The sequence below is a fragment of the Streptomyces cacaoi genome, assembly GCF_006539165.1.
Classification (GTDB): Bacteria; Actinomycetota; Actinomycetes; order Streptomycetales; family Streptomycetaceae; genus Streptomyces; species Streptomyces cacaoi.
In genome coordinates, this window is record NZ_BJMM01000073.1 from 1 (window position 1) to 22,347 (window position 22,347).

General features: G+C 72.3%; 23 protein-coding genes. 16 read left to right on the forward strand and 7 right to left on the reverse strand.

What is annotated here, in order from left to right; genetic code table 11:
* Positions 1-354: 354 nt before the first annotated feature.
* On the reverse strand, positions 355-1,530 hold the full coding sequence (locus SCA03_RS32245) for an FUSC family protein (protein ID WP_170223865.1): 1,176 nt from the start codon (positions 1,528-1,530) through the stop codon (positions 355-357).
* Positions 1,531-1,986: 456 nt separating this feature from the next.
* Here SCA03_RS32245 and tdh point away from each other — a divergent pair, with 456 nt between their 5' ends.
* From tdh to SCA03_RS32265, 4 genes are all read left to right on the forward strand, one after another.
* Positions 1,987-3,015 carry an L-threonine 3-dehydrogenase gene (gene tdh / locus SCA03_RS32250; protein WP_030891935.1) on the forward strand — a complete coding sequence of 343 codons (1,029 nt, stop codon included), beginning with the start codon at positions 1,987-1,989 and terminating at the stop codon, positions 3,013-3,015.
* Positions 3,016-3,101: 86 nt separating this feature from the next.
* Positions 3,102-4,298: a glycine C-acetyltransferase gene (locus tag SCA03_RS32255; protein ID WP_030891938.1), complete on the forward strand. Its 1,197-nt coding sequence runs from the start codon at positions 3,102-3,104 to the stop codon at positions 4,296-4,298.
* A gap of 91 nt (positions 4,299-4,389) precedes the next feature.
* Positions 4,390-5,313: a LysR family transcriptional regulator gene (locus SCA03_RS32260; RefSeq protein WP_030891941.1), complete on the forward strand. Its 924-nt coding sequence runs from the start codon at positions 4,390-4,392 to the stop codon at positions 5,311-5,313.
* Between the two features lie 121 nt (positions 5,314-5,434).
* Positions 5,435-6,817 carry an arsenic transporter gene (locus SCA03_RS32265; protein WP_086818447.1) on the forward strand — a complete coding sequence of 461 codons (1,383 nt, stop codon included), beginning with the start codon at positions 5,435-5,437 and terminating at the stop codon, positions 6,815-6,817.
* A gap of 110 nt (positions 6,818-6,927) precedes the next feature.
* Here SCA03_RS32265 and SCA03_RS32270 read toward each other — a convergent pair whose 3' ends face one another.
* A complete protein-coding gene (locus SCA03_RS32270; RefSeq protein ID WP_230989055.1) occupies positions 6,928-7,356 on the reverse strand; it encodes a subtilase-type protease inhibitor in 429 nt (142 codons plus the stop codon).
* 409 nt (positions 7,357-7,765) lie between these two features.
* Between SCA03_RS32270 and SCA03_RS32275 the strand changes: the two genes are divergently transcribed.
* The 5 genes from SCA03_RS32275 to SCA03_RS32305 all read left to right on the forward strand — a co-directional run bounded on the left by SCA03_RS32275 (position 7,766) and on the right by SCA03_RS32305 (position 13,305).
* Positions 7,766-8,053 (forward strand): acylphosphatase, encoded by a 288-nt coding sequence (locus tag SCA03_RS32275; protein ID WP_030891946.1) that lies wholly within the window; start codon positions 7,766-7,768, stop codon positions 8,051-8,053.
* Positions 8,050-8,823: a Mut7-C RNAse domain-containing protein gene (locus SCA03_RS32280; RefSeq protein WP_269145213.1), complete on the forward strand. Its 774-nt coding sequence runs from the start codon at positions 8,050-8,052 to the stop codon at positions 8,821-8,823. The genes SCA03_RS32275 and SCA03_RS32280 overlap by 4 nt, the downstream gene beginning before the upstream one ends.
* A gap of 1,430 nt (positions 8,824-10,253) precedes the next feature.
* Complete coding sequence (locus tag SCA03_RS32295; RefSeq protein ID WP_230989056.1) at positions 10,254-11,525, forward strand: helix-turn-helix domain-containing protein; 1,272 nt, start codon at positions 10,254-10,256, stop codon at positions 11,523-11,525.
* 32 nt (positions 11,526-11,557) lie between these two features.
* Entirely contained in the window at positions 11,558-12,034 is a 477-nt protein-coding gene (locus SCA03_RS32300) for a hypothetical protein (RefSeq protein WP_170297880.1), read from the forward strand.
* 782 nt (positions 12,035-12,816) lie between these two features.
* Positions 12,817-13,305, forward strand: a complete 489-nt coding sequence (locus SCA03_RS32305) for a hypothetical protein (RefSeq protein WP_141275817.1) — start codon at positions 12,817-12,819, stop codon at positions 13,303-13,305.
* 208 nt (positions 13,306-13,513) lie between these two features.
* On the opposite strand, the gene SCA03_RS32310 is transcribed toward SCA03_RS32305, so the two are convergent.
* Entirely contained in the window at positions 13,514-14,002 is a 489-nt protein-coding gene (locus tag SCA03_RS32310) for a glutathione peroxidase (RefSeq protein ID WP_141275815.1), read from the reverse strand.
* Positions 14,003-14,122: 120 nt separating this feature from the next.
* On the opposite strand from SCA03_RS32310, the gene SCA03_RS32315 reads away from it, so the two are divergent.
* On the forward strand, positions 14,123-14,467 hold the full coding sequence (locus SCA03_RS32315) for a DUF2795 domain-containing protein (protein WP_030888786.1): 345 nt from the start codon (positions 14,123-14,125) through the stop codon (positions 14,465-14,467).
* Between the two features lie 215 nt (positions 14,468-14,682).
* Here SCA03_RS32315 and SCA03_RS32320 read toward each other — a convergent pair whose 3' ends face one another.
* The 3 genes from SCA03_RS32320 to SCA03_RS32330 all read right to left on the reverse strand — a co-directional run bounded on the left by SCA03_RS32320 (position 14,683) and on the right by SCA03_RS32330 (position 16,145).
* Positions 14,683-15,189, reverse strand: coding sequence for a DUF1707 SHOCT-like domain-containing protein (locus SCA03_RS32320; protein WP_086816516.1), 507 nt, complete (start codon positions 15,187-15,189; stop codon positions 14,683-14,685).
* Between the two features lie 79 nt (positions 15,190-15,268).
* Complete coding sequence (locus SCA03_RS32325; protein ID WP_086816518.1) at positions 15,269-15,460, reverse strand: hypothetical protein; 192 nt, start codon at positions 15,458-15,460, stop codon at positions 15,269-15,271.
* 73 nt (positions 15,461-15,533) lie between these two features.
* The gene (locus SCA03_RS32330) at positions 15,534-16,145 is read right to left on the reverse strand and encodes a trimeric intracellular cation channel family protein (protein ID WP_030893596.1); all 612 of its coding nucleotides are present in this window, start codon (positions 16,143-16,145) and stop codon (positions 15,534-15,536) included.
* 592 nt (positions 16,146-16,737) lie between these two features.
* Between SCA03_RS32330 and SCA03_RS32335 the strand changes: the two genes are divergently transcribed.
* Positions 16,738-17,886 (forward strand): C45 family autoproteolytic acyltransferase/hydrolase, encoded by a 1,149-nt coding sequence (locus tag SCA03_RS32335; protein ID WP_141275816.1) that lies wholly within the window; start codon positions 16,738-16,740, stop codon positions 17,884-17,886.
* Positions 17,887-18,350: 464 nt separating this feature from the next.
* On the forward strand, positions 18,351-18,800 hold the full coding sequence (locus tag SCA03_RS32340) for a DUF5707 domain-containing protein (protein ID WP_030888803.1): 450 nt from the start codon (positions 18,351-18,353) through the stop codon (positions 18,798-18,800).
* 132 nt (positions 18,801-18,932) lie between these two features.
* Here the strand turns inward: SCA03_RS32340 and SCA03_RS32345 are convergent, their stop codons facing one another.
* A complete protein-coding gene (locus SCA03_RS32345; protein WP_030888806.1) occupies positions 18,933-19,523 on the reverse strand; it encodes a TetR/AcrR family transcriptional regulator in 591 nt (196 codons plus the stop codon).
* A gap of 140 nt (positions 19,524-19,663) precedes the next feature.
* Between SCA03_RS32345 and SCA03_RS32350 the strand changes: the two genes are divergently transcribed.
* From SCA03_RS32350 to SCA03_RS32365, 4 genes are all read left to right on the forward strand, one after another.
* Positions 19,664-20,881, forward strand: coding sequence for an FAD-dependent oxidoreductase (locus tag SCA03_RS32350; protein ID WP_030888807.1), 1,218 nt, complete (start codon positions 19,664-19,666; stop codon positions 20,879-20,881).
* 166 nt (positions 20,882-21,047) lie between these two features.
* The gene (locus SCA03_RS32355) at positions 21,048-21,914 is read left to right on the forward strand and encodes a helix-turn-helix domain-containing protein (protein WP_030888809.1); all 867 of its coding nucleotides are present in this window, start codon (positions 21,048-21,050) and stop codon (positions 21,912-21,914) included.
* Positions 21,904-22,107 carry a DUF397 domain-containing protein gene (locus tag SCA03_RS32360; protein WP_078873925.1) on the forward strand — a complete coding sequence of 68 codons (204 nt, stop codon included), beginning with the start codon at positions 21,904-21,906 and terminating at the stop codon, positions 22,105-22,107. Before SCA03_RS32355 ends, SCA03_RS32360 begins: the two co-directional genes overlap by 11 nt.
* 42 nt (positions 22,108-22,149) lie before the next feature.
* Positions 22,150-22,347, forward strand: a 198-nt coding sequence (locus SCA03_RS32365) for a DUF397 domain-containing protein (protein WP_086816876.1), incomplete at its 3' end; no start/stop codon positions are given.

Sequence of the window (22,347 nt, forward strand, 5' to 3'; positions counted from 1 at the left end):
CTGTCGGGGTGGGGGTGCCCCCGGACGGAGTCTGGGGGAGGAGCCCCCTGACGCCCGGCCGGCGAGGCCAAGGGGGACAGGGGCGAAGCCCCATGTGTAGGGGCCGGGGGCAGGGGTTCGATGTACACCTCGCCCCGGTGGGGGGCTGCGCTTGCCCACCCTGCGCCCCCGGCGCAGACTGCCCAAGCTTGGGTGACAGGGGGAGCGAGCTGCCCAAGCTTGGGTGGAAGGGGGGCGCAAGCTGTTCAGGCTTGGGGCGAGCTGCGCGAGCTTGGGTTGGAAGGGGCGCGAGCTGCGCGAGCTTGAGTTGGAAGAGGGTGGGCTCAAGGAGGAGTGGAGGGTGGTGTTCGGGGGTCAGGTGGGGTGGGGGGCGCCGTGTTCGTGGGCGTGGTGGAACTCGGTGAGCAACCGCTCGACATCGGTGAGCAGCACACCATGGCTCACCCACGCCTCCCCGGCAGCCTGCTCGGCCAGAGCCCCCCGCTGCGCCCGGGCTTCCCGCAGGGACCGATGCAGGGGCGCCTCGTCGGCCCCGTCCCCGGCGAGCGTTCCGATCTCGCTCGCGGCCCGGGACAGCGTGCCGAGGAGCTGCCCGTAGCACCGCAGGAAGTCCTCGTCGGGCGTCACGGAGGGGTCGAGCTCGCGCAGCCGTGCCAGCCCGTAGCAGATGCTGCGCAGCTGTTCGCTGGCGCGGGCCAGTGATTCCACCAGCGTGCGGTAGCCGCGGAAGTTCGTCGAGGCGGAGTGGGGGCGCAGCCACAGCCGCGGGTTGTACCGGGTGCTCTCGGCGCCGGTCTCCACCGCTTCGCGCGCGCTGCTGAGCGTCCGGTCGAGCCGGCGTGCGCGCCGCATCCAGTCCTGGACGGTTTCCTGGTCGGGCAGCCCGTCACGCAGCCCTTGGCCGACGTCGCGCAGCAACAGCTGCACGGCGTGGGCGAGTTGGGCGCTGCCTTGTTCGGCGGTCCGGTAGCGCAGCGGGGGCAGGACGAGCAGGGAGACGGTGAGCCCGGTGGCGGCGCCGAGCGCGGCCATTTCGATGATCTGCGCCAGCATGGACAGATGGGTGCCGGAGAGGGCGTTGTAGGCGAACGTCCCGGCGACGGAGACCTGGAGGCCCTGGCTGCCGAGCCGTTGCCACCGTCCGATGACGAGGGTGACGGCGAGCATCGCGGCGAAGGCGGCCGGGTTCTCGCCGAGCGCCGGTCCGGCCGCTCCGGCCGCGAGGACGCCGAGGACGACGGCGAGAACGTAGCGCCCGGAGTGCAGGAGGGAGCGGTAGGCCGTCGACTGGACGACGAGGAGCGCGGTGAACGGCGCGTAGGTGGGCTGGGGCGACTCGATCACGTAGGCGGCGAGTGACCAGGCGAGGACGCCGGCCGTGCCGCTCTTGAGGGTGAGGAGCGCGAGGTCCCGGTCGGGTCCGGGCCGCCTGGTCACGCGCCGGGCGTGGTCGCGCAGCCGGGCCGGTGCGGTGCGGATGCGCCGTTGTGTCGTGCCGGTGTGCGACCGCTCGGGTTCGCTCTCGCCCACTGGTGCTCTCCTTTCCGGTGCCGCGCGGTGTGGGGGTGCGGGTGTCGGCGGTGGTCGGGTGCGGTGGTCGGGCGCGTTGTGCGGGTGCGGTTGTGTCGTGGCCGCGTGCCGGTCCCGTGCCGGGGACGGCGGCGGGACGTGGACGCGAACGCGAACGTGGATGTGGACGCGGAGGTGGACGCGGACGCGGAGGCGGGTGCCCCGGAGGGCCGGTGTGAAGACCGGCTGTGGCCGGGCTTAAGAAAAGCTCGATGGACCCGGGGGCGCGCAGGCGGCAGATTGGGCTGCGCCGGAGCGCGCCGTCAGGCCGCCGCGTGCGCCGTCGACCGTGCGGAGCGTGGGCGCCGTCGTGTGCGCGGGCCGCGGGTGCCGCAGTGTGTGCGGGTGCGCGGCTTTCGTGTGTGCCGCGCCGTGCTCCGACGTGTCGAGTCCCGCCGCACCCAGGAGCCGCAAGCCGTGAAAGCACTGGTGAAGGAGCAGGCCGGGCCCGGCCTGACGCTCACGGAGGTGCCCGAGCCGTCCGTCGGGCCGCACGATGTCCTCATCAAGGTGCTGCGCACCGGGATATGCGGCACGGATCTGCACATCCACGCCTACGACGGGTGGGCGCAGCGGGCGGTGCGCACGCCGCTGGTGCCGGGGCACGAGTTCGTCGGGGAGGTCGTCGGGACAGGCGCCGATGTCGCGGAGGTCGCGGTGGGCGATCTGGTCAGCGGCGAGGGGCATCTGGTGTGCGGCACCTGCCGCAACTGTCTGGCCGGGCGGCGTCATCTGTGCCGGGCCACCGTGGGGCTCGGTGTGGGGCGGGACGGCGCGTTCGCCGAGTACGTCTCGCTTCCGGCCTCGAACGTGTGGGTGCACCGGACGCCGGTGGATCTCGATGTGGCCGCGATCTTCGACCCGTTCGGCAACGCGGTGCACACGGCCCTGTCCTTCCCGGTGGTCGGCGAGGACGTGCTGATCACCGGCGCCGGGCCGATCGGCATCATGGCCGCCGCCGTCGTCCGGCACGCCGGTGCCCGCAATGTGGTGGTCACCGATGTCAGCGAGCCCCGGCTGGAGCTGGCCCGGAAGGTGGGCGCCGGCCTGGCGCTGGACGTCTCGGCCCGGACGATCGAGGAGGGCCAGCGGGAGCTGGGCCTGCGGGAGGGGTTCGACGTCGGGCTGGAGATGTCGGGGCGGCCGGAGGCGCTGCGCGAGATGGTCGCCAACATGACGCACGGCGGCCGGATCGCGATGCTCGGCCTGCCCACCGAGGAGTTCCCCGTCGACTTCGCCCGGATCGTCACCTCGATGCTCACGCTGAAGGGCATCTACGGCCGGGAGATGTTCGAGACCTGGTACTCGATGTCCGTGCTGCTGGAGGGCGGCCTGGACCTCACGCCGGTGATCACCGGCCGGTACTCCTACCGCGACTTCGACGACGCCTTCGCCGAGGCCGCCGCGGGCACCGGCGGCAAGGTCGTCCTCGACTGGACCGCCTGAACCTTCCCCTCGGGCTGCTCTCCCCGCCCGCCTTCCCCTCTTCCCGCCCCTGTCTTCCCGCCCCCGTCTTCCTGGAGGAAGCTGCCATGTTCGACTCCGTACGCGGTGAGCTGCGCGCCACGCTCGACGAGATCCGGGACGCGGGGCTGTACAAGCCCGAGCGTGTCATCGGCACTCCGCAGAGCGCGGGGGTCACCGTCACCGCGGGCGGTGCGCCCGGCGAGGTGCTCAACTTCTGCGCCAACAACTACCTCGGTCTCGCCGACCATCCCGAGGTCGTGGCCGCCGCCCGGGACGGGCTGGAGCGCTGGGGCTACGGCATGGCCTCCGTGCGGTTCATCTGCGGTACGCAGGAGATCCACAAGGAGCTGGAGCAGCGGCTGTCGGCGTTCCTCGGCACCGAGGACACGATCCTGTACAGCTCGTGCTTCGACGCCAACGGCGGTGTGTTCGAGACCCTGCTCGGCGCGGAGGACGCGGTGATCTCCGACGCGCTCAACCACGCCAGCATCATCGACGGCATCCGGCTGTCGAAGGCGCGCAGGCTGCGGTACGCCAACCGGGACATGGCCGAGCTGGAGGAGCGGCTGCGGGAGAGCGCGGACGCGCGCCGGCGGCTGATCGTCACCGACGGCGTGTTCTCGATGGACGGCTATCTCGCGCCGCTGCCCGAGATCTGCGAGCTGGCCGAGCGGTACGACGCGATGGTGATGGTCGACGACTCGCACGCCGTCGGCTTCGTCGGCGAGGGCGGCCGGGGCACCCACGAGCTGCACGGGGTGATGGACCGTGTCGACATCCTCACCGGCACGCTCGGCAAGGCGCTCGGCGGTGCTTCCGGCGGCTATGTGGCGGCCCGCGCCGAGATCGTGGAGCTGCTGCGGCAGCGCTCGCGCCCCTACCTGTTCTCCAACTCGCTGGCGCCGGTGATCGCCGCCGCCTCGCTGAAGGTCCTCGACCTGATCGAGCACGCGCCCGAGCCGCGCGAGCGGCTGCGCGCGGCGACCTCGCTGTTCCGCTCGCGGATGACGGAGTCCGGGTTCGAGATCCTGCCGGGCGACCACCCGATCGTCCCGGTGATGATCGGGGACGCCGCCGAGGCCGGGCGCATGGCCGATCTGCTGCTGGAGCAGGGCGTCTACGCGGTCGGCTTCTCCTACCCGGTCGTCCCGCAGGGGCAGGCCCGGATCCGTGTCCAGCTGTCGGCGGCCCACTCGGAGCGGGATGTCGAGCACGCCGTCGGTGCGTTCGTGAAGGCCCGGGAGGCGCTCGCGGCGGGCTGAGCCCCGCCGGGCCCGCCCCCGGGCCCGCCTGTGATCCCGCCCGGCCCGACCGCCGGGCGGGGTTCCGTCCGGCCTCTGGGAAAATGAACAGGTGATCGATAGTCGGCGGCTGCGGACCCTCCAGGCGGTGGCGGACCACCGTACGGTGACCGCGGCCGCAGCCGCCCTGTACCTGACGCCCTCCGCCGTCTCCCAGCAGATCGCCGCGCTGGAGAGCGAGATCGGCCACCGGGTGCTCAAACGCAACGGGCGCGGCATCCAGCTGACCGCCGTGGGCAAGATCCTGCTCTCCCACGCCGATGCCGTCCTCGCCCAGCTGGAACGCGCCGAGGCCGAGCTGGCCGCCTACACCGCCGGGACGGCGGGAGAGGTCACCGTCGCCTCGTTCGCCACCGGCATCGGCCTCGTCGTCGCCCCCGCCGTCGCCGCGCTCGCCGAGCGCGCCCCCGGGCTGCGCGTCCGCGTCCGGGACGCCGAGGGCGACGAGAGCCTGCTGATGGTGCTGGACGGCGAGGCCGACCTGGCCGTCGGCGTCGACTACCGGGGCGCGCCACGCCCCGACGACCAGCGGCTGCTGCGCACCCCCCTGTACGCCGAACCGTTCGACGCCGTCCTGCCCGCGGGCCATCCGCTGGCCGCCGCCGACCGCATCGCGCTCGCCGATCTCTCCGGCGCCCGCTGGGCCGGGCCCTACCCCGGCAACCCCTGCCACGACGTGACCGTGCTGGCCTGCGAGTACGCCGGTTTCGAGCCGCAGCTGGAGCACTACTCGGACGACTTCAGCGCCGTCGTCGCCCTGGTGGCCGCCGGGGACTCGGTCGTCGCCATGGTGCCGCGCTCCGCGCTGGTCGGCGCCGACGGGCGGGGCGTCGTGGTGCGCGCCGTGGACGGGGTGACCGCCACCCGGCGCGTGTTCGCCGCCGTCCGCAGCGGAGTGCAGGGCCACCCGCTGGTCTCACCGGTACTGGAGGCCCTCAAGGAGGTGGCCGTGGGCCTGGACGCGCTACGCGACTGAGACCGCGCCCCGGCTCCCGGCCCCGGTCCCCTGTCACCCCCCCGGAGGGGCCCCGCGCCGTCGCGCCCCGGCGACGGACGCCCCCGCTCCCCGCTGCTGTTCCCCCTGAAAGGTCCCTCCCGTGCTCCTGGCTGCGCTGGCCGTCTTCGTCGTGACGCTCGTTCTCGTGGTGTGGCAGCCGCGGGGGCTGGGGATCGGCTGGACGGCGCTGGCCGGGGCGGCCGTCGCACTGGGGCTCGGGGTGGTGCACGCGGGCGACGTGCCGACCGTCGTCGGCATCGTGTGGAACGCCACGTTGACGTTCGTCGCGCTGGTGCTGATCTCGCTGCTGCTGGACGAGAGCGGGTTCTTCTCCTGGGCCGCGCTGCACGTCGCCCGGTGGGGGCGGGGCCGTGGGCGGGCGCTGTTCGCGGCGGTCGTGCTGCTCGGCGCCGTGGTCGCGGCGCTGTTCGCGAACGACGGCGCCGCGCTCATCCTCACCCCGATCGTGGTGCGGATCGTGCTGGCGCTGCGCTTCCCGCCCGCCGCCACGCTCGCGTTCGTGATGGCCACGGGCTTCGTCGCCGACTCCGCGAGCGTGCCGCTGGTCGTCTCCAACCTCGTCAACATCGTCACCGCCGACCACTTCGGGATCGGCTTCACCCGCTACGCCGCCGTGATGCTGCCCGTCGGGCTGGTCTCCGTCGCGGCGAGCCTGGTGGTGCTGCTGCTGTACTTCCGGCGGGCGATCCCGCGCCGCTACGAGACGGAGGCGCTGCCCCGGCCGGCGACGGCCATCGAGGACCCGGTCGTCTTCCGCGCCGGATGGATCGTGCTGGGCCTGCTGCTCGTCGGATATCTGGCCGCGGACCCGCTGGGCGTTCCGCTGTCCGCCGTCGCCGGTGCCGCGGCCGTCGCACTGCTGGCGGTGGCGGCCCGGCGACCGGCGGTCCTCTTCCGGCGGTCCTCGTCCCGCGGCGCGGCCGGCACCTCCCCGGCGGGGACGGACGGTCCGGCCGGGCCGGGCGCGGCCGGGCGGCGGATCGAGGTGGGCCGGGTCGTACGGGAGGCGCCCTGGCAGATCGTGCTGTTCAGCGTCGGCATGTACCTGGTGGTCTACGGGCTGCGCAACCAGGGGCTGACGGACGAACTGGCCCGGCTGCTGGGCTTCTTCGGCGAGCACGGCGTACTGGCGGCGGCGCTGGGCACCGGGCTGGTCGTCGCCGTGCTGGCGTCCGTCATGAACAATCTGCCGACGGTCCTGATCGCCGCCCTGGCCGTCAGCGCCGTCGGCGCGAGCGGCCCGGTGCACGACGCGATGGTGTACGCGAGCGTCATCGGCGCCGACCTCGGCCCCAAGATCACACCGATCGGGAGTCTGGCGACGCTGCTGTGGCTGCACGTCCTCGGCCGCAAGGGCATCCACATCGGCTGGGGGCGCTACTTCCGCACGGGGATCGTGCTCACCGTGCCGGTCCTCCTCGTCACGCTCGCCGCCCTCGCGGGGCTGCTCGCCGCCCGGTGACGCCCGCGGCGGCCGGCCGCCCGCCTGCCGGGCACGGCGTCGGCCGCCCCGGGGCGCGGGCCCGGCCGCCCGGTGACGCCGGACCGGCGCGGGGCCGGTCCGGCGGGCGCTCAGAACGCGTAGACCGAGGCGGTCTGCTTCTCCAGCTCGCAGGAGTTGGAGAAGGTCTGCGCGTGGTCGATCCGGCGGCCGTCCCACACGCCCTGCACGGAGACGGTCACCGGACGGTATTCGCGGGTGCACACCCGCCCGGTGTCCTCGACGTACCGGGGCAGGGCCGCCGGGTCGCCGCCCGCCTCGCGCAGCGCGGCACACGCCTTCTCGGGCGCCGGGTGGTCCCCGCCGACGGGCAGACACCGCAGCGTCACGGCACGCTGGGCCGGTGCGTCGGCCGAGGCGCCCTGGGTCTTGGAGATGACGACGGCCGAGGGCGCGTACAGGCTCTCGACGGCGGGTGCCGCGGTGGCGGTGGTGGCGCCGAGCGTGCCGAGGGCGCAGAGGGCGGCGGCGGTGGCGACGGCCCAGTGCTTGGTCTGCACGATGACTCTCCTTGGGTCGGACGGTCGGTGGTGGCGGGCGATTGTGTCGCCCCGGCGAGAGCTTGCTGGGGATTCGCCGGAAACGCACGGAGCGCCCCTGCTAACCGGACACGTATGGTGCTGCGGCGGTGGCCGGTTGTGAGGGCTTGTCTCGCATTCCGGACCGCTCGGCGGGGGAGTCGGGGTAGGGTCCGCGCAGCTCGGAGCGGCCGAGGTGGCGCAGCGCGATGGCGGAACTTGGCCATGCAAGGTCAACCGGAAGACGCTTCCCAAGTCCCTTAAGAATTCCGCTCGTTAAACCTTCGATTGAATCGTAATCCGCCGTTGTTTCCTGTGGCGACGGCTCGGTTCGCCCCGTCCGCGCCCGTGCGGGAGGGTGGAGAGGAGGCCCGCCGTCGGGGAGGACGTGATGATCAGCAAGCGCGTGATCGCCTCGGGCGATGTCCAGGGCGTGTACTACCGCGACACCTGCCGCAGCACCGCCGTCCGGCACGGCGTGCGCGGCTGGGTGCGCAACCTGCCCGACGGCAGCGTCGAAGCGCTCTTCGAAGGCGAACCCGAGGCCGTCGAACGGCTCGTGGAATGGGCACACGAGGGATCGCCGGCGGCCTTCGTCGACGACGTGCAGATCTTCGAGCAGGAGCCCGGCGGGCTGGAGGGCTTCGAAGTGCGCCCGACCCCCACCCCGCGCCGGTGACCCCCACCACCGAGGTGCGCTTCCGCATCGAGGAAGACCTGCACTTCCTGCTGCACTCCCGGCACCGCGCCGCCGCAGCCGCCGGAGAGCTGCACTGCCCGTACGACGGCACCGCCACGCTGGAACACCTCGTCGAATCGCTCGGCATCCCCCGCACCGAGGTCGGCCCCCTGCGCGCCGACGGCCGACCCGTACCGCCCACGCACCGCCCGCACCCCGGCGCCCTCGTCGACGTCGCCCCCGTACCGCGCCCCCAGCCGCTGCCCGAGGACGCGCCTGCGCCGCCCCGGTTCCTGCTCGACGTCCACCTCGGCGCGCTCGCCCGCCGGCTGCGGCTCGTCGGCGTCGACACCGCCTACGGCACCGAGCCCGACGCGGCGCTCGTCGCCCGCGCCGACGACGAACGGCGCATCCTCCTCACCAGGGACCGCGCCCTCCTGCACCGCCGCGCGCTCTGGCTCGGCGCCCACGTCCGCGGCAGCCGGCCCGACGACCAACTCACCGACGTCCTCGGCCGCTTCCCCGTACCCCTCGCCCCCTGGACCCGCTGCCCCGCCTGCAACGGACTCCTCGAACCCGTCCCCAAGGCCGAGATCGCCCACCGCCTCCCCCCGGGCACCCGCCGCACCTACGACACCTTCACCCGCTGCACCACCTGCACCCACCTCTACTGGCCCGGCGCCCACCACCCCCACCTCACCACCACCATCGCCTCGGCCCACCAGACCCTGACCCACCAGGCCCTGACCCACCGGGCCAACTCGCCCTGAAGCCCGGCTCCGTGGACAGTCCGGATTCTTGGGGGCTTGAGTGCTCGGGGTCGCCGCCCGGGACGCCCTTCCCGCTGGAAGAACCCGCAGACCCGGCCAGGTGGCCCCCTCTGCGCGCCGGGAAGGCCCCGCCTGCTGTCCCGTGCGGCACGGGTAAGCCTCGGCCGGGCCCGACGTGGTGCCGACGGGGGAGGGCGAACATACGTTGGTGCCCTGTGGCAGGCTGACTGTGCCCGGAGGGGCGGGCGGCAACTGCGCCGAGCCTGCTCACACGGACTGCGTCGATGGTTGTTGCCTTTTATGTCCCGAGTTGGAGGAAATGCCCGAACTCTCGAAAGTTGCTCAGAACGGCCATCGCGCGGGGTAAAACCGCAGGTCGCCGAGCCTGCTCCCCGCGCGTGCGGGGATGGACCCAGGGCGAAACGGTGCTAAGGCAAAGGACACCACTGCTCCCCGCGCGTGCGGGGATGGACCCGCGGCCTTCGCCGACTTGCTGTCGTCGCTCGCCTGCTCCCCGCGCGTGCGGGGATGAACCCGGCCGCCTGGAGGTGGTGCTCCAGCGGACGGACTGCTCCCCGCGCGTGCGGGGATGAACCCCCGGTGCCCATACAGCGCCGCCGGGGCAGGTACTGCTCCCCGTGTGTGCGGGGATGGACCCGCGTGCTGGATGGGCAGGCTGTCGTCCCAGATCTGCTCCCCGCGTGTGCGGGGATGGACCCGTGTACCACTTGCCCTTGTCCTGGGCGAGGATCTGCTGCCCGCGTGTGCGGGGATGGACCCGTGTACCACTTGCCCTTGTCCTGGGCGAGGATCTGCTCCCCGCGCGTACGGGGATGGACCCGAGACTGCCGCGGGCGGCCCGATCGGGGCCCGCTGCTCCCCGCGCACGCGGGGTTGATCCCGTTCGGCGGTTACGGCGAGGTGTGCGAGGGTCCTCGATCGGTCAACCGGCGTGGGCGCGGCGGCACTTCGGACAGCGGCACGGTGGCCAGGCCCCGCCCGCTACCGGTCCTCGGACGGGCCGTACGACGCGGCGTGGTGTCCAGGTGCGCCCGCCGTCGCGGGAGACGCGAAGGGTCATCCAGCTCACGGCTGATCTCCCAACGGCCGTGGTCCCAGAACTGCGGCTGCCGGCTCGCTGTTCCTCGCGTACTTGTAGCCGAAATGGCGAGTTGCGCGGGCCGATTGAGCTTCGCCCGTCGGCACCAACTCTCGACGCTGATCGGGTTCCGGAATGAGCTGTCGTGCATGCTGCCGCTTATCGACCATGGGTGTCCTCCCGGTGACGGATGGTGCGGTCACTCAACCCCGGGGCATCCTGGAGGGGCCACGAACCACCCGCGGACTGCATACGACGATGCGCGCAGCGCTTAGTGGTGCCGCATTCCGGACCCGTACCGCGTAGTAAGAAGGGGAGGGAGGGCAGAGCGGTGAATTGGTCCGCGCAAGCGATCCGCGACGCTGCACGAGCAGGCGACTACGGCCGGGTGGTGAAACTCGCCAGGATCGCGGCCGGCCTTTCGCAAGGCCAACTCGGAGAAACCTGCGGGATGAGCCAATCCGCGGTATCGCGCCTTGAGGGAAGAGGCGCGAGCTCGTACGAAACGGCGCAACTGTCACGGGTGTCGAGCCGACTTCGGATTCCCCCGCACCTCGTCGGCCTGGCCGACCACGCAGCGGCGATCGTCGCCCGGGGAGACGCGAACGGAGACGACGTGGAACGGCGCCACTTCCTCGGTGGGGTCGCGGCGGTCGCCGCAGCACCTGCGCTCTCCATGGCGGCCACGGGGCAAGCACACGCGGCCCGGACCGGGCAGGCCGCCACCCTTCGTGTGGCCACCACCGCATTTCGACGCCTCGACGGCACCACACCGTCGCGTCAACTCGTCGACACGGTGCTGTCGCACCTGAAGCTGACACAGTCGATCGCACAGACAGCCGAGGGCGAAGACGAGCGGACGACACTCGCCGCCGTCGGCAGCGAAGTCGCGAGCCTCGCCGGGTGGCTGCATTGGGACATGGGCGACCACGGGTCGGCACGTACCTGGTACGGCGCGTCGGTGAAGACTGCCCGGCGCGCGGCCAACCCGCTTCTTGTCGCGTACCAGTTGGGGAGCCTGGCGCAGTTCGAAGCACACTCAGGGAACGCGGCGCAGGGACTCAGCCTCGCCCGTTCCGCGCGCCGGCAGCTCGGGCCGAACATGCCGGCCATTGCGGATGCGTGGCTGTCCGGTGTCGAGGCCCTCGCCCACGCCACGGCCGGTGACGCCGACTCCGCCGACCAGGCGCTGCGAACAGCGACACGTCGAGCGAAGAACATCGAACGGGAGAGTGCGCCACCGTGGCCGTGGGTGTTCTCGTTCACCGAAGCCAAGGTCGGGGCGACCCGGGTGTCGTGCGGCGCACGACTCGGGCTGCCCCGGTGGATCGCCGACGAACAGGACTCGGCCGCCGCGGTGATGAGCTCGGGGCACGAAAAGCAACGGGCGCTGCTTCAACTCGATATGGCGTCGGGGCATCTCGCCGCAGGCCGTCTCGATGGCGCATTCACCATGGCGGCGCAGGCACTTGAAACGGGATTGCGCTACAAGTCGGGGCGCATCGTGGAACGGGCGCGAGCCGTGCGCCGGTCGTACTCCGGGCCCACGCCCCCTAAAGTCGTGCGCGACTTCGACGACCGCCTGTACGGCGTGTTCCTGTGACGGCGTGTTCCTGACGGAGAGAGGTAAGGACTGTGCGTTTGGGAATTACCGGACACCGCGGTCTGTCCGCCCAGGTCGAACGGGCGGTTCGCGATGCCTTCGACGACGAGCTGCGGAAGTACGACCCGGCCGAGCTGCTGGGGGTGTCGTGCATCGCGGACGGGCCCGACGCATGGTTCGCCGAGGCGGTGCTCGACAGCGGCGGCCGGATCGAGGTCGTCGTACCGGCCGAGCAGTACCGCGACGGGCTGCCCGACTCGCACCACCCCACCTACGACGAACTGCTCGCGCAGGCGGCCGAGGTGCACCACACCGGCATGCGTGCTTCGACGGCGCAGGCCCATATGGCCGGCAGCGAGATCCTCGTCGGCCTGGTCGACCGGCTCGTCGCGGTGTGGGACGGCAAGGAGGCCCGCGGCTACGGAGGGACGGCCGACGTCGTCGCCTACGCACGGCGCACCGGCGTGCCCGTCGACGTGCTGTGGCCCGACGGCGCGACCCGCGACTAGCTGCTGCCAAGGGGACGCCCCTCGCCTGCGTGGGACACCTGGGCCACCTCGACGTGCCGAAGTCTGGATTGCTGTGCGGCTGAGCACTCTCGGCCCGCGCTGTGGCACGCTGCTTCGAGGGGGCATGTGGTGGAATCGGCGGCGTGCGGCGGACAGTTGGGGGTGATGGAAAGTGAGCTACGGACCGCTGCTGGGCAGCCGTTGGCATGGTTCGATAGCGGCTACAGCGGAGGGGTAGCGGCTGAGCCGAGGCTGCTCGCGTGGACTGCACCGTCGATTTCCGGGACTCCTCGGCAAGGCAAGTCGATGCCGTTCGTGTCCCACATTGGTAAAAATGCCCGAAATTCCAAAAGTTGCTCAGAGCGGCCGTCCCGCCGAGTAAATCCGCAGGCCACCGAGCCTGCTCCCCGCGCACGCGGGGATGGACCCTGACCAGGAACCGGACGGTTTTACCTCCCGCGCTGCTCCCCGCGCACGCGGGGATGGACCCGACGAAGCATCCCTCGGCCTCTCGATCGCCGAGGGCCGGAGGCGGCGCGCAGCCACGCTCTCGACCGAATCGGCCTGGCCGAGTGCCATTTCCTGGCCGGGGACGTGACAGGCGCTGTCCGGGAGACGCACCGGGCAGTGGACGCGGCTGCGCGGACGGCCTCCGCCCGGGTGCGTGATCAACTCGGCGGCCTGTACTCGTATACGGTCGGGCACGGTAAGGCGCGTGCCGTCCGCGACGTACGCGAGCGCCTCCGTGACCTGCTGGCGAACCGATGAAGGGCCACACCCTGATGATCACTCTCGCGGTGACAGGACACATGGACCTGACGGACGAGACCGTGCCGCTCGTCCGTGACGCGCTGGACAAGGTCCTGGCCGACTACGAGCCGACCGAACTGGTCGGTCTCTCCTGCATCGCCAAGGGCAGCGACAGCCTGTTCGCGGAGGCCGTCCTGGCGGCCGATGGCCGACTCGTCATCGTGCTGCCCAGCAGGGACTACAGGGAGGCCAAGGTCAAGGCCGAGCACGCGCTCACCTTCGACCGGCTCCGAGAGGCGGCGTCGGAGGAGATCGTGATGCCGCACGAGACCGCGGACCGAGCGGCGTACGAGGCGGCCAACACCGAGCTGTTGCGCCGTGCGGACCGGCTGTTGGCGGTTTGGGACGGTCAGCAGCCGTCAGGGAAGGGCGGTGGCACGGCCGACACCGTGCAGCAGGCGCGGGCCGAGGGGCTCGGTGTCACCGTGGTGTGGCCCGAGGGCGCTGCCCGGAAGGGCTGACCCGGGGTCCGGCACGGCACGGCCTGGACTCCCGTGCGTGCAGGGCCGCACCGGCCGTCCCGCCCGCCCGGCATCGGCCCGACGAGCCGCCCCCGCCCCGGCCGGAAACCGGCCCAAGGCAAGGGCGTTCAATGCGCGAGGTGTTCGTGTGGCTGTGCGGACGTGGGGGGGGGGACCGTCGTGCTCGCTTCCTCCCGGGTGGGCGGAGTCAGTGGGGGAGGAGTGATTCGATGGCTGAGGTGAGGGTCGGGGCGTCGGGGGTGGTCTGGGGGGAGAAGCGGGCGGCGACGGTGCCGTCGGGGGCGATGAGGAACTTCTCGAAGTTCCAGCGGATGTCGCCGGTGTGGCCCTCCGCGTCGGCCGTGCCGACCAGTTCGTCGTAGAGCGGGTGCCGTCCCTCCCCGTTCACCTCGATCTTCTCCGTCATCGGGAACGTCACCCCGTAGGTGGCCGAGCAGAACGTGGCGATCTCCTCCGGGCTGCCCGGCTCCTGGCCCATGAACTGGTTGCAGGGGACGCCGAGCACGGTGAAGCCGCGGTCCGCGTACCGGTTGTGCAGTTCCTCCAGGCCCGCGTACTGCGGGGTCAGCCCGCACTTCGATGCGACGTTGACGACCAGGACGGCCGTGCCCCGGTACTGCGCCAGCTCGGCGGGGCCGCCCCGCAGGGCGTCGATCTCTACCTCGTGGAAGGACATCGCTTCGCACTCTCCGTATCCGTGCCGTGGTGGTCTGCCGCGGCAAGCCTCGCCCGGGCACCCGCCGTGCCGTCAAGCCGTCCATGTATGGCGTCGGGGACCGGCGGGAACCCGCCGCGCATGGCTGACAAGACGGAGAAACGCGAGATCCTCGACGCGGTCAGCACGGCGCCGTTCCCCGCCGACAAGGACGAGCTGCTGCGGGCGGCCGAGGACAATCACGCCAAGCCCGAGATCATCGACGCGCTGCGGGCCATGCCGCCGGAGACGTACGAGAGCAAGAGCGAGGTCGCCTCGTCGGTGCGGCTGCGTCCCGAGGACGACGACGATGTGTCCGACAGCCCCGGGCAGCGCGCGGCCCAGGCCCGTCGCGACACCCGGGGCGGGCATGCCCAGCATCAGCGGGAGGCCCCGAAGCCGCCCGTGGAGGAGGAGCTGGACCGGGGCCGCCACAACGCCCCTTGAGAACTTCCGAGACTCCCCCCAGACCGACTTCCCGATGCTCCCGGCGCTTCTGGCGCTCCTGCAACGTCCGAGTTCCTGGTACCCCTGGCGCTCCGGTGCCCCCTGATGATCTTGACGGCCTTTGACCGCCTTCCGAGTCTTCTGGTGGCTTCTGCTGCCGTCGTGGTCGGCTCAGGACGGCTGTCGGCTGCCGGCTGTCGGCTGCCGGGGTCGGTTCAGCGTGGGCGGGAGTGGGGGCGGGGGCGTCCGCCGCGCAGTACGGACTTGGCCGCGTAGGCCAGCGGCGGCATGAGGAACATCAGCGCCCACTGGCCGGTGGTGAAGCTCAGCCCCACGGCGGCCGCCGCGCCGAGCGGCACGCTCGCCCGTGCCCAGCGCTCCCGCGTGGTGAGCGGCGCGGGGTCGTCCGCCGGAGTGTCGGGCGCCGTCGTCCCATCGACGGGGACGGGGACGGGCGAGACCTCACCGGAGGAGGCGGCTGTGGGGGCCGCGGAGGGCGCCGGTCGGCCGGGGGCGTCTTCGAAGCGGGGCCCGGGCAGGGGCAGATCGGTGAAGAGGGCGTGGACCTCGCCGCGTGTCCGGGCCGCGTTGAGGGTCTCGGCGCGCTCGCCGTACTCCTCGGTCGTCAGCCGGCCCGCCTTCAGATGGGCTGCCAGGGCCTCGAAGGCCCATTCGCGCTCGTCGTGCCCGATGAGCAGCTCGGACGTCTCGGGTTCCTGCACAGCGTGACCCTATGCCCCGTAATCGGCCCGAGGCCACCGCCACCAGCTCATTTGTGGGTAAAGGCGGCCACGGCCCGGTTCAGCCGCCGGGGCGGTTCCGGCCGCGCCGGGTGCCCTCCTCGTCGCGTTCGCGTTCGCCTTCGGCCTGCGACGGTGTCGTCCGCGGGCAGTCCGGGTGCTGGGGCTTGCGCTGCCCGGCCGACGGGCCGGAGCGGAGCTCCTGGTCGTCGTCGCGTTCGCCCTCGGCCTGGGAGGGGGTCTGCTCGCTCACCTGGGTCTCCTCTCGGGGCGGACCATGGCACCACGGTGGGGCCGCGGCGCGGAGATCGCATCCCGGCGCCGCGCTACTCCCCGGCCCGGTGCGGCCGGGGCAGCTGGAGCCCGAGGTAGACGGCGGCCATGCGCAGGGCGAAGACGAGGCCGGCGGAGACGACGGCGGCGGGGCCGGGCCCTGTGCCGAGGTGGTGCAGCAGCAGGTAGCAGCCGCCCCCGGCCAGCGCGGCGAGGGCGTAGACGTCCTCGCGCAGCAGCAGCGGCGGGAACTCCCCGCACAGCACGTCCCGGACGACCTCGCCGACGACGCCGGTCAGCACGGCCAGGATGAGCACGGCCAGCGGGGTCACGCCCTCCTGGATGGCGGCGCGGGCGCCGATCACGGTGACGACGGCGAGCCCGCCGGCGTCCACCACCAGCAGGGATCTGCTCGGCAGCGTCCAGAACCGCAGATACAGCATCGTGCCGAGACCGACGGAGATGATCACGGTCAGGAGCACCCAGTCGTGCGTCCAGTACAGCGGCTCCCGGCCCAGGATCACCTCCCGCAGGGTCCCGCCCGAGATCGAGGCGGCGAAGGCGAGCACCAGCCCACCGAAGGGGTCCATGTTGGCCCGGTATGCGGCCAGGACCCCGCTCGCGGCGAAGGCGGAGACCCCGATCAGGTAGAGCACGTGGAGCATGGCCCGATGATCCCAGGGCAGATCGCCCGTACCGGGTGTCCGGGCCGGGCGCCACACTGATCCTCGTGAGGTGGCGTCCGGTGAGGCCCGGGCCGGTCCGGGACGGGAACCAGCTGTCGCTGGTGGCTGGTGGCTGGTGGCTGGTGGCTGTGCGCCGGGGCCGGGGCCGGGCGCGGTCGGCGGTCAGCCGCAGCCCTGCGCTCCCCGCGGCCCGGTGGTCCGGTGGTCCGGTGGCCGGTACGAGGGGCGAAGTCGTCTCCCGCGCGACGAACGGGGTGGTGGTGGGCGTGGAGTGTCGCTGCGTCTCGAAGGACCGCCTCGTCGCCGTCGCCCAGGGCGCGCCGCCCTCACCCCCGCCGAGCGCCGGCCCCGGGTGCCGATCCCGGCTGTCGACCCCGCCCGGCCCAGCCGCCCCGATCGCCTCGACCACCGACCCCTGCCGTCGCCCCCCGGTCCCCTGCCGTCGCCCTCGTCCCCGTACCTCGCCCTCGGCCTCGCCTCCCGGCGAACGCCCCGGTAACGCCGTCCTCGCGACGCGCGCCGAGGGCGGCTCCGTCCAGCTCCACACCCCCTCCGCAGCGGAAGGACACCAGTGACTCCGACGCCGATTCCCCGCCCCGCACACCGCCGCCACGTCGAGGCCGCCGCCGACGACCCGTTCAGCCGGGGCGTCGCCCGCGGCGAACAGCTCCGCGAGAGCGTGCCCGCCGCGCTGGAGGTCTACGACCGGCTCTTCACGCTCGGCGGTATCAGCCCCGCACAGGTGCGCGACGACGCCGAGCGGGCTCTCGACGCGGTCGGCCGGTTCCGGCCCGCCGCCCGGGCCGAGATGGCCGGTATCGCCCAGGGCTCCGGCACCGACACCTGGCACATCGGCTGCCTCAACGCCCGCACCGAGATACTCGCCCGCAGCGCCGCGGTGCCGCCCGGCGAGTGCACCACGATCGTGCGCCGCCGCCCCGCCGCGGCGGGACCGCCCCGTCCGACCGGGATCCAGACCTGGGACTGGCACGTCGAACTGGCCGCGCGGTGGCACACCTTGGCCTCGCGCGGCGGCCGGCACGATGTCGTCGGCCTCACCGAGGACGGCATCCTCGGCAAGATCGGCATCAACTCGGCGGGGCTCGCCCTGCACTTCAACATCCTCGGACACGTGGACGACCGCGTCGGCGGGATCCCCGTGCACGTCCTCGCGGCCCTCGTCCTGGAAGAGGCCGGCAGCGTCGCCGAGGCCGTCGAGCTGGTGCGCGGCGCGCCCCTCACCTCGTCCGGCTCGTTCGCCCTGTTCGACGAGTCCGACGTCGCACTCCTCGACCTGAGCCCCGCCGGGGTCTTCACCGTCCCGCCCGAACACGGCATCCACGTCCGCACCAACCACTTTCTGACGCCCGCCCCGGCCGCAGGCGAGAAGACCTGGCTCTACCAGCCCGACTCGACCGCGCGGCGCGCCCTCGTCCGCTCCCGCCTGGCGGAAGCGCCGGGACCGGGACACGGTGCCGCAACGGACGGGTCCGGCGCGGCCGACGAGCTGGCCCGGTATCTGGTGACCGGTCCCGGCGAGGCCCCGGTGACCTGTCTGCCCGACCCCGCCGCGCCGTTCGGCCGCCGCTGGGGGAGCCTCGCGACCGTCGCCCTCGACCCGGCCGACCGCACCGCCCGCATCCTCGACGGGACCCCCGCCGACCTCCCCACCCACACCTGGCACGTCCTCACCGCCACCGCCGCGACCAGCACCGGGTGACTCCACGCCCACCCGTACCGGGTGACTCCACGCCCACCAGTACCGGGTGACTCCACGCCGCACCTCGCCCCCGCACTCCGCACCACGCACCCCGCGCAGAGGGGTTCCCGCCGGGCCGGGCAGCCCGAGGCACCGCCGTACCGCCGTAGCTGCGGCGAAGCTTCGCCGCACCGGCGGGAGGGCCGCGGCAGCCCGCGTTCGCTCCCGACCACCCGAACCACACGCCGCAGAGCACCCGAACCACGGGACCCCCGCGCAACACCCCCGCTCTACCCCCGGTTGGAGACCCCGTTCGTCCCGGAGGCCGAAGACCGCCCGCCCCGGCGCCCATAGGCTCGAAGGAGTCGAGGAACGGATCGCCCGCACCGGTCGATCCCCGGGCGAGCCGGGGCATTTCCGGTGTGCCTGCCCGTTCGCCTCGCCTTCCGCAGTCGTATCCGGCTTCCGCCCGAAGGAGAACTCCCATGTCCCAGCGCGTTGTTGTGGCCTCGCTCGTCGGTGCCGTCGCTCTCGGTGGTGTCGCCGCCGGCGGTATCGCGTCGGCCACCGCGTCCAGCGAGCCGACGGTGGAGAACGCCACCGCCCGCTACCAGGCCCCGGCGGGCGGTGGCGGTGCCGAGGTCACCTTCACGGCCGAGGTGAGCGACGACTCCGGCGTCCGCGACCTCAAGGTCCTGGCCTGGCCGAAGAGTTCGCATCTGGACCCGAAGGCCGGGGAGCTGGAGAAGGCCGAGAGCGCCACGTGCGAGAAGACCGGCGAGGAGACGTCCCGCTGCACCTACACGCTGAAGGCCGGTGCGGACGAGGCGGCCGGTCTGCCGCGCGGCCCGTGGAAGGTCTCCGTACTGGCGAAGGGCGAGGACGGCGACACCACGTTCGTGCCGGACGCCGCCACGTTCACCGTCCCCCGCTGACCGCTCCTCCGCCCCGGCCCGCCGGTCCGCGCTGATCGCCCCGCGGGCGCGCCCCCGACGCGGACGGGAGCCGGGGGCGGGGCCATCTCCGAGTCCGGGGCCGCCTCGGAGGCCGGGCCCGTCAACTATCCCTCAAGACCGGCCGGTTGAACTCCCCGACCAGCCGTTGTCGAGGAGGGCGAAGATGCGGTCGAGGGCGTCGTCCGGGTCCTGCTGTCCACGGACGAGGGACGCCGCTTCGAGCGCGAAGTGGGCCAGGGCGCGGCAGCCCACGTCGTCCGGGGAGAGCCCGGCGTCGTCGGCGATCGCCGCGGCCAGTGCCTGTTCGTGCCGCAGCCACATCCGCCGGGCGTACTCGCGTAGCGCCGGGGTCTCCTCGATCAGGCGGAGGAAGTCGGGGAACCGGGGGTCCTCGCGGACCTGCCGCGACCGCTCGTCCGCCATCATCCGGCGCAGCGCTCCCGGCACGGTGAGCCCGGCGGGGCGTTCACGTACGGCCGTGATCAACGCGCTCTCGCGGTCGGCCTCCTGATCGAAGACGAGCGCCTCCTTGCCGTCGGGGAAGTGCTTGAACAGCGTCGTCACCGAGACGTCGGCGGCCTCGGCGATCTCCCGTACGCCGACCTCGTCGTACCCGCGCTCCAGGAACAACCGGGTGGCCGCGTCGGCCAGTGCCTGGCGGGTGGCTGCCTTCTTGCGCTCTCGGCGCCCGCTCTGCGTCATGCCCTCACCGTACCCAACCTGTATCGGCTCACAAAGTTGAACGGTTGCATGTTTTGCACGGTTGCACTTACTGTCGCCGGTGTACCGCCACGCGCCGGCCGGGCCTCGGCCGCGCGCCACCGGACCCGGGAGGACGGACGATGACCAGCAGCACACCCCGTATCGCCGTGATCGGCGCAGGACCCGCCGGACTGATGTGTGCCCGCGTCCTCCAGGGGCACGGCGTCGGCGTCACGGTGTACGACGCCGACGCCGCCGTGGACGCACGCGACCCCGGCGGGACCCTCGACATGCACGCCGACTCCGGCCAGATCGCCCTGGAGGACGCCGGTCTGCTGGACGCCTTCGCGGCGCTGGCACGGCCCGAAGGGCAGGCCAAGAGCCGCCGCGACCACCACGGAACGGTCCTGGCGCAGTTCACGCCCGCCCCCGGCGACGAGGCCGCCCCCGAGATCGACCGCGGACAACTGCGCCGCCTGCTCGCGGACCATCTGCGGCCCGGCACCGTCCGCTGGGGGCGCAGGCTCGTCCGTGTGTCACCCGTCGGTGCCGGCGTGCACCGCCTGGAGTTCGCCGACGGCACCACCGCCGAGGCCGACCTCGTCGTCGGCGCCGACGGGGCATGGTCGAAGGTCCGGCCGCTGGTCACCGACGCGGTACCGCACCACCTCGGGGTCTGCTTCCTCGACGCCCGGTTCGACGACGTCGACACCCGGCACCCCGGCGTCGCCGAAATCGTCGGCGACGGCCACATGTTCGCCAACGACAACGACGGCCGGGCCGTGATCGTCCAGCGCAACAGCGACGGCGTCGTCCGCGGCTACATCGCCTTCCGCGCGCCGCTGGACTGGCACGAGCAGGCAGGCGTCGACCTCACCGACCGGCACGCCGTCCGCGCGTTCCTCGCCGCGGAGTACGCCCACTGGGCCGACCCCCTGCGCGCGCTGGTCACCGGCAACGACAGCGACTACGTGCCCCGCGCCTTCCACGCCCTGCCCGCCCCGCTGACCTGGCAGCACGTCCCCGGAGTCACCCTGCTCGGGGACGCCGCCCACCTCATGGCACCCTTCGGCGGGCACGGCGCCAACCTCGCACTGCTCGACGGCGCCGAACTCGCCCACGCCGTCGCGGAAGAGCCCAGCCTCGACAAGGCCGTCGCCCGGTACGAACCCCACATGTTCGCCCGCTCCGGCAACCTGGCAGCCGACGCGAACCAGGCCCTCACCCGCTTCTTCGCCACCACGACCCCCGACGCACCCCACCTCCCGCCCGACCACGCGGAAGAGCACCGCCGCTACGTCGCCCGCGCGGCGGAGTACCGGGCCCGACGAGCCGAGACGGCCCACACCGAGGGCTGATCACCCCGTCCGCCGAGCATTTCCGTGTTCACAGGGTGACGAGTGCGTCACGCGGCTACTGTTCGCTCCATCGACCCGTGAGGTGGGGGCAGTTGGTCAGGGCGAGGGCCCACCGCCGTCAGGGTCGCCAACCGTAACCGCACGGACGAGCGACGAGGTGGGCGCGATGACCAGGCGCCGGGAGTACGGCCGGCAGACTGCGACGATCGGCCGGAGCCACGACAGCAGGCCAGGCGTATGGGTGGCCTACGGAAAACTGCTGAAACTCGCCCGGAAAAAGGCAGGTGTCACCCAGGAGCAACTGGCGGAAGCCACGGGCTACTCCCTGGAACAGACCGCGTCCATCGAACAGGGCCGCCGCCCCGCGAAAGCCGCCTTCACCGAGGCCGCCGAACGGTTCCTCGACGCCGGCGGCGTCCTGGCGGCGGTCCAGGAAGAGGTCGACTTCGCCAAACTCCCCGCCTTCTTCCGCGACTTCGCCCTCCTCGAACTCGACGCCGTCAGCCACTACTCCTACGAACCCTTGCTGGTACCGGGCCTGTTGCAGACCGCCGCCTATGCTCGCGCGCTGTTCGAGGCGTACTGCCCGAAGATGTCCGAAGAACTGGTCGAGCAGAACGTCGAGGCCCGCCTCGGCAGGCAGAAGCTGCTGACCAAGACACCCGGCGTCGAGTTCTCCTTCGTCATCGGAGAAACGGCGCTGCGCAACCGGATCGGCGGGGGCGACGTCATGCGGGAACAGCTCCGCCGGTTGCTGGATCTGCGGACGACGGGAAACGTGGAAATCCAGGTCATGCCGAACCTGTCGGGCTACCACACGGGGCTGAGTGGGGCGTTCGTACTGCTGGAGACGGCCGAGCAGTACCGACGCTACGGCTACATCGAGTCGCAGAACCTGGGCTTTGTGATCAGCGATGCAACATGGGTGAGCACCCTTGGCCTGCGCTATGGGAGGCTGCGCTCGAAAGCGTTGCAGACGGAGGAATCCGCAGCGTTCGTCGAGCAGTTGCTGGAGGAGCACGATGGGAAGTGAGCGGCAGACTGTTGCTGGGCAGCCGTCGGCATGGTTCAAGAGCAGCTACAGCGGGGACGGAGGCGGCAACTGTATCGAGGTCGCTCACACCGACTCCACCGTTCACATCCGCGACTCCAAGGTGGTCGGGGGGCCTTTGCTGAACGTCTCCCATGCCGGCTGGTCTTCGTTCGTGGCTTCACTGGTGCGGTGACTTGTGCGTGGCGTTACGTCTTCGTGTGCCAGGAAGGTGGAAATGCCTGAAGTTCCGACTGCTGCTGAGCAGTTGCTGCCGTGGTTCAAAAGCAGTTACAGCGGAGGGGGAGGCGGCAACTGTGTCGAGGTCGCTCGCGCCGACTCCACCATCCACATCCGCGACTCCAAGGCGGTCGGAGGTCCTCTGCTGAACGTCTCCCATGCCGGCTGGTCTTCGTTCGTGGCTTCACTGGTGCGG

What these genes read in the sequence shown, in the direction of transcription:
- SCA03_RS32360 (WP_078873925.1), top strand. Translation starts at nt 21,904, where the DNA reads ATGGGAAGTGAGCGGCAGACTGTTGCTGGGCAGCCGTCGGCATGGTTC.
- SCA03_RS32305 (WP_141275817.1), top strand. Translation starts at nt 12,817, where the DNA reads ATGATCACTCTCGCGGTGACAGGACACATGGACCTGACGGACGAGACC.
- SCA03_RS32255 (WP_030891938.1), top strand. Translation starts at nt 3,102, where the DNA reads ATGTTCGACTCCGTACGCGGTGAGCTGCGCGCCACGCTCGACGAGATC.
- SCA03_RS32345 (WP_030888806.1), bottom strand. Translation starts at nt 19,523, where the DNA reads ATGACGCAGAGCGGGCGCCGAGAGCGCAAGAAGGCAGCCACCCGCCAG.
- SCA03_RS32315 (WP_030888786.1), top strand. Translation starts at nt 14,123, where the DNA reads ATGGCTGACAAGACGGAGAAACGCGAGATCCTCGACGCGGTCAGCACG.
- SCA03_RS32350 (WP_030888807.1), top strand. Translation starts at nt 19,664, where the DNA reads ATGACCAGCAGCACACCCCGTATCGCCGTGATCGGCGCAGGACCCGCC.
- SCA03_RS32355 (WP_030888809.1), top strand. Translation starts at nt 21,048, where the DNA reads ATGACCAGGCGCCGGGAGTACGGCCGGCAGACTGCGACGATCGGCCGG.
- SCA03_RS32310 (WP_141275815.1), bottom strand. Translation starts at nt 14,002, where the DNA reads ATGTCCTTCCACGAGGTAGAGATCGACGCCCTGCGGGGCGGCCCCGCC.
- SCA03_RS32340 (WP_030888803.1), top strand. Translation starts at nt 18,351, where the DNA reads ATGTCCCAGCGCGTTGTTGTGGCCTCGCTCGTCGGTGCCGTCGCTCTC.
- SCA03_RS32330 (WP_030893596.1), bottom strand. Translation starts at nt 16,145, where the DNA reads ATGCTCCACGTGCTCTACCTGATCGGGGTCTCCGCCTTCGCCGCGAGC.
- SCA03_RS32275 (WP_030891946.1), top strand. Translation starts at nt 7,766, where the DNA reads ATGATCAGCAAGCGCGTGATCGCCTCGGGCGATGTCCAGGGCGTGTAC.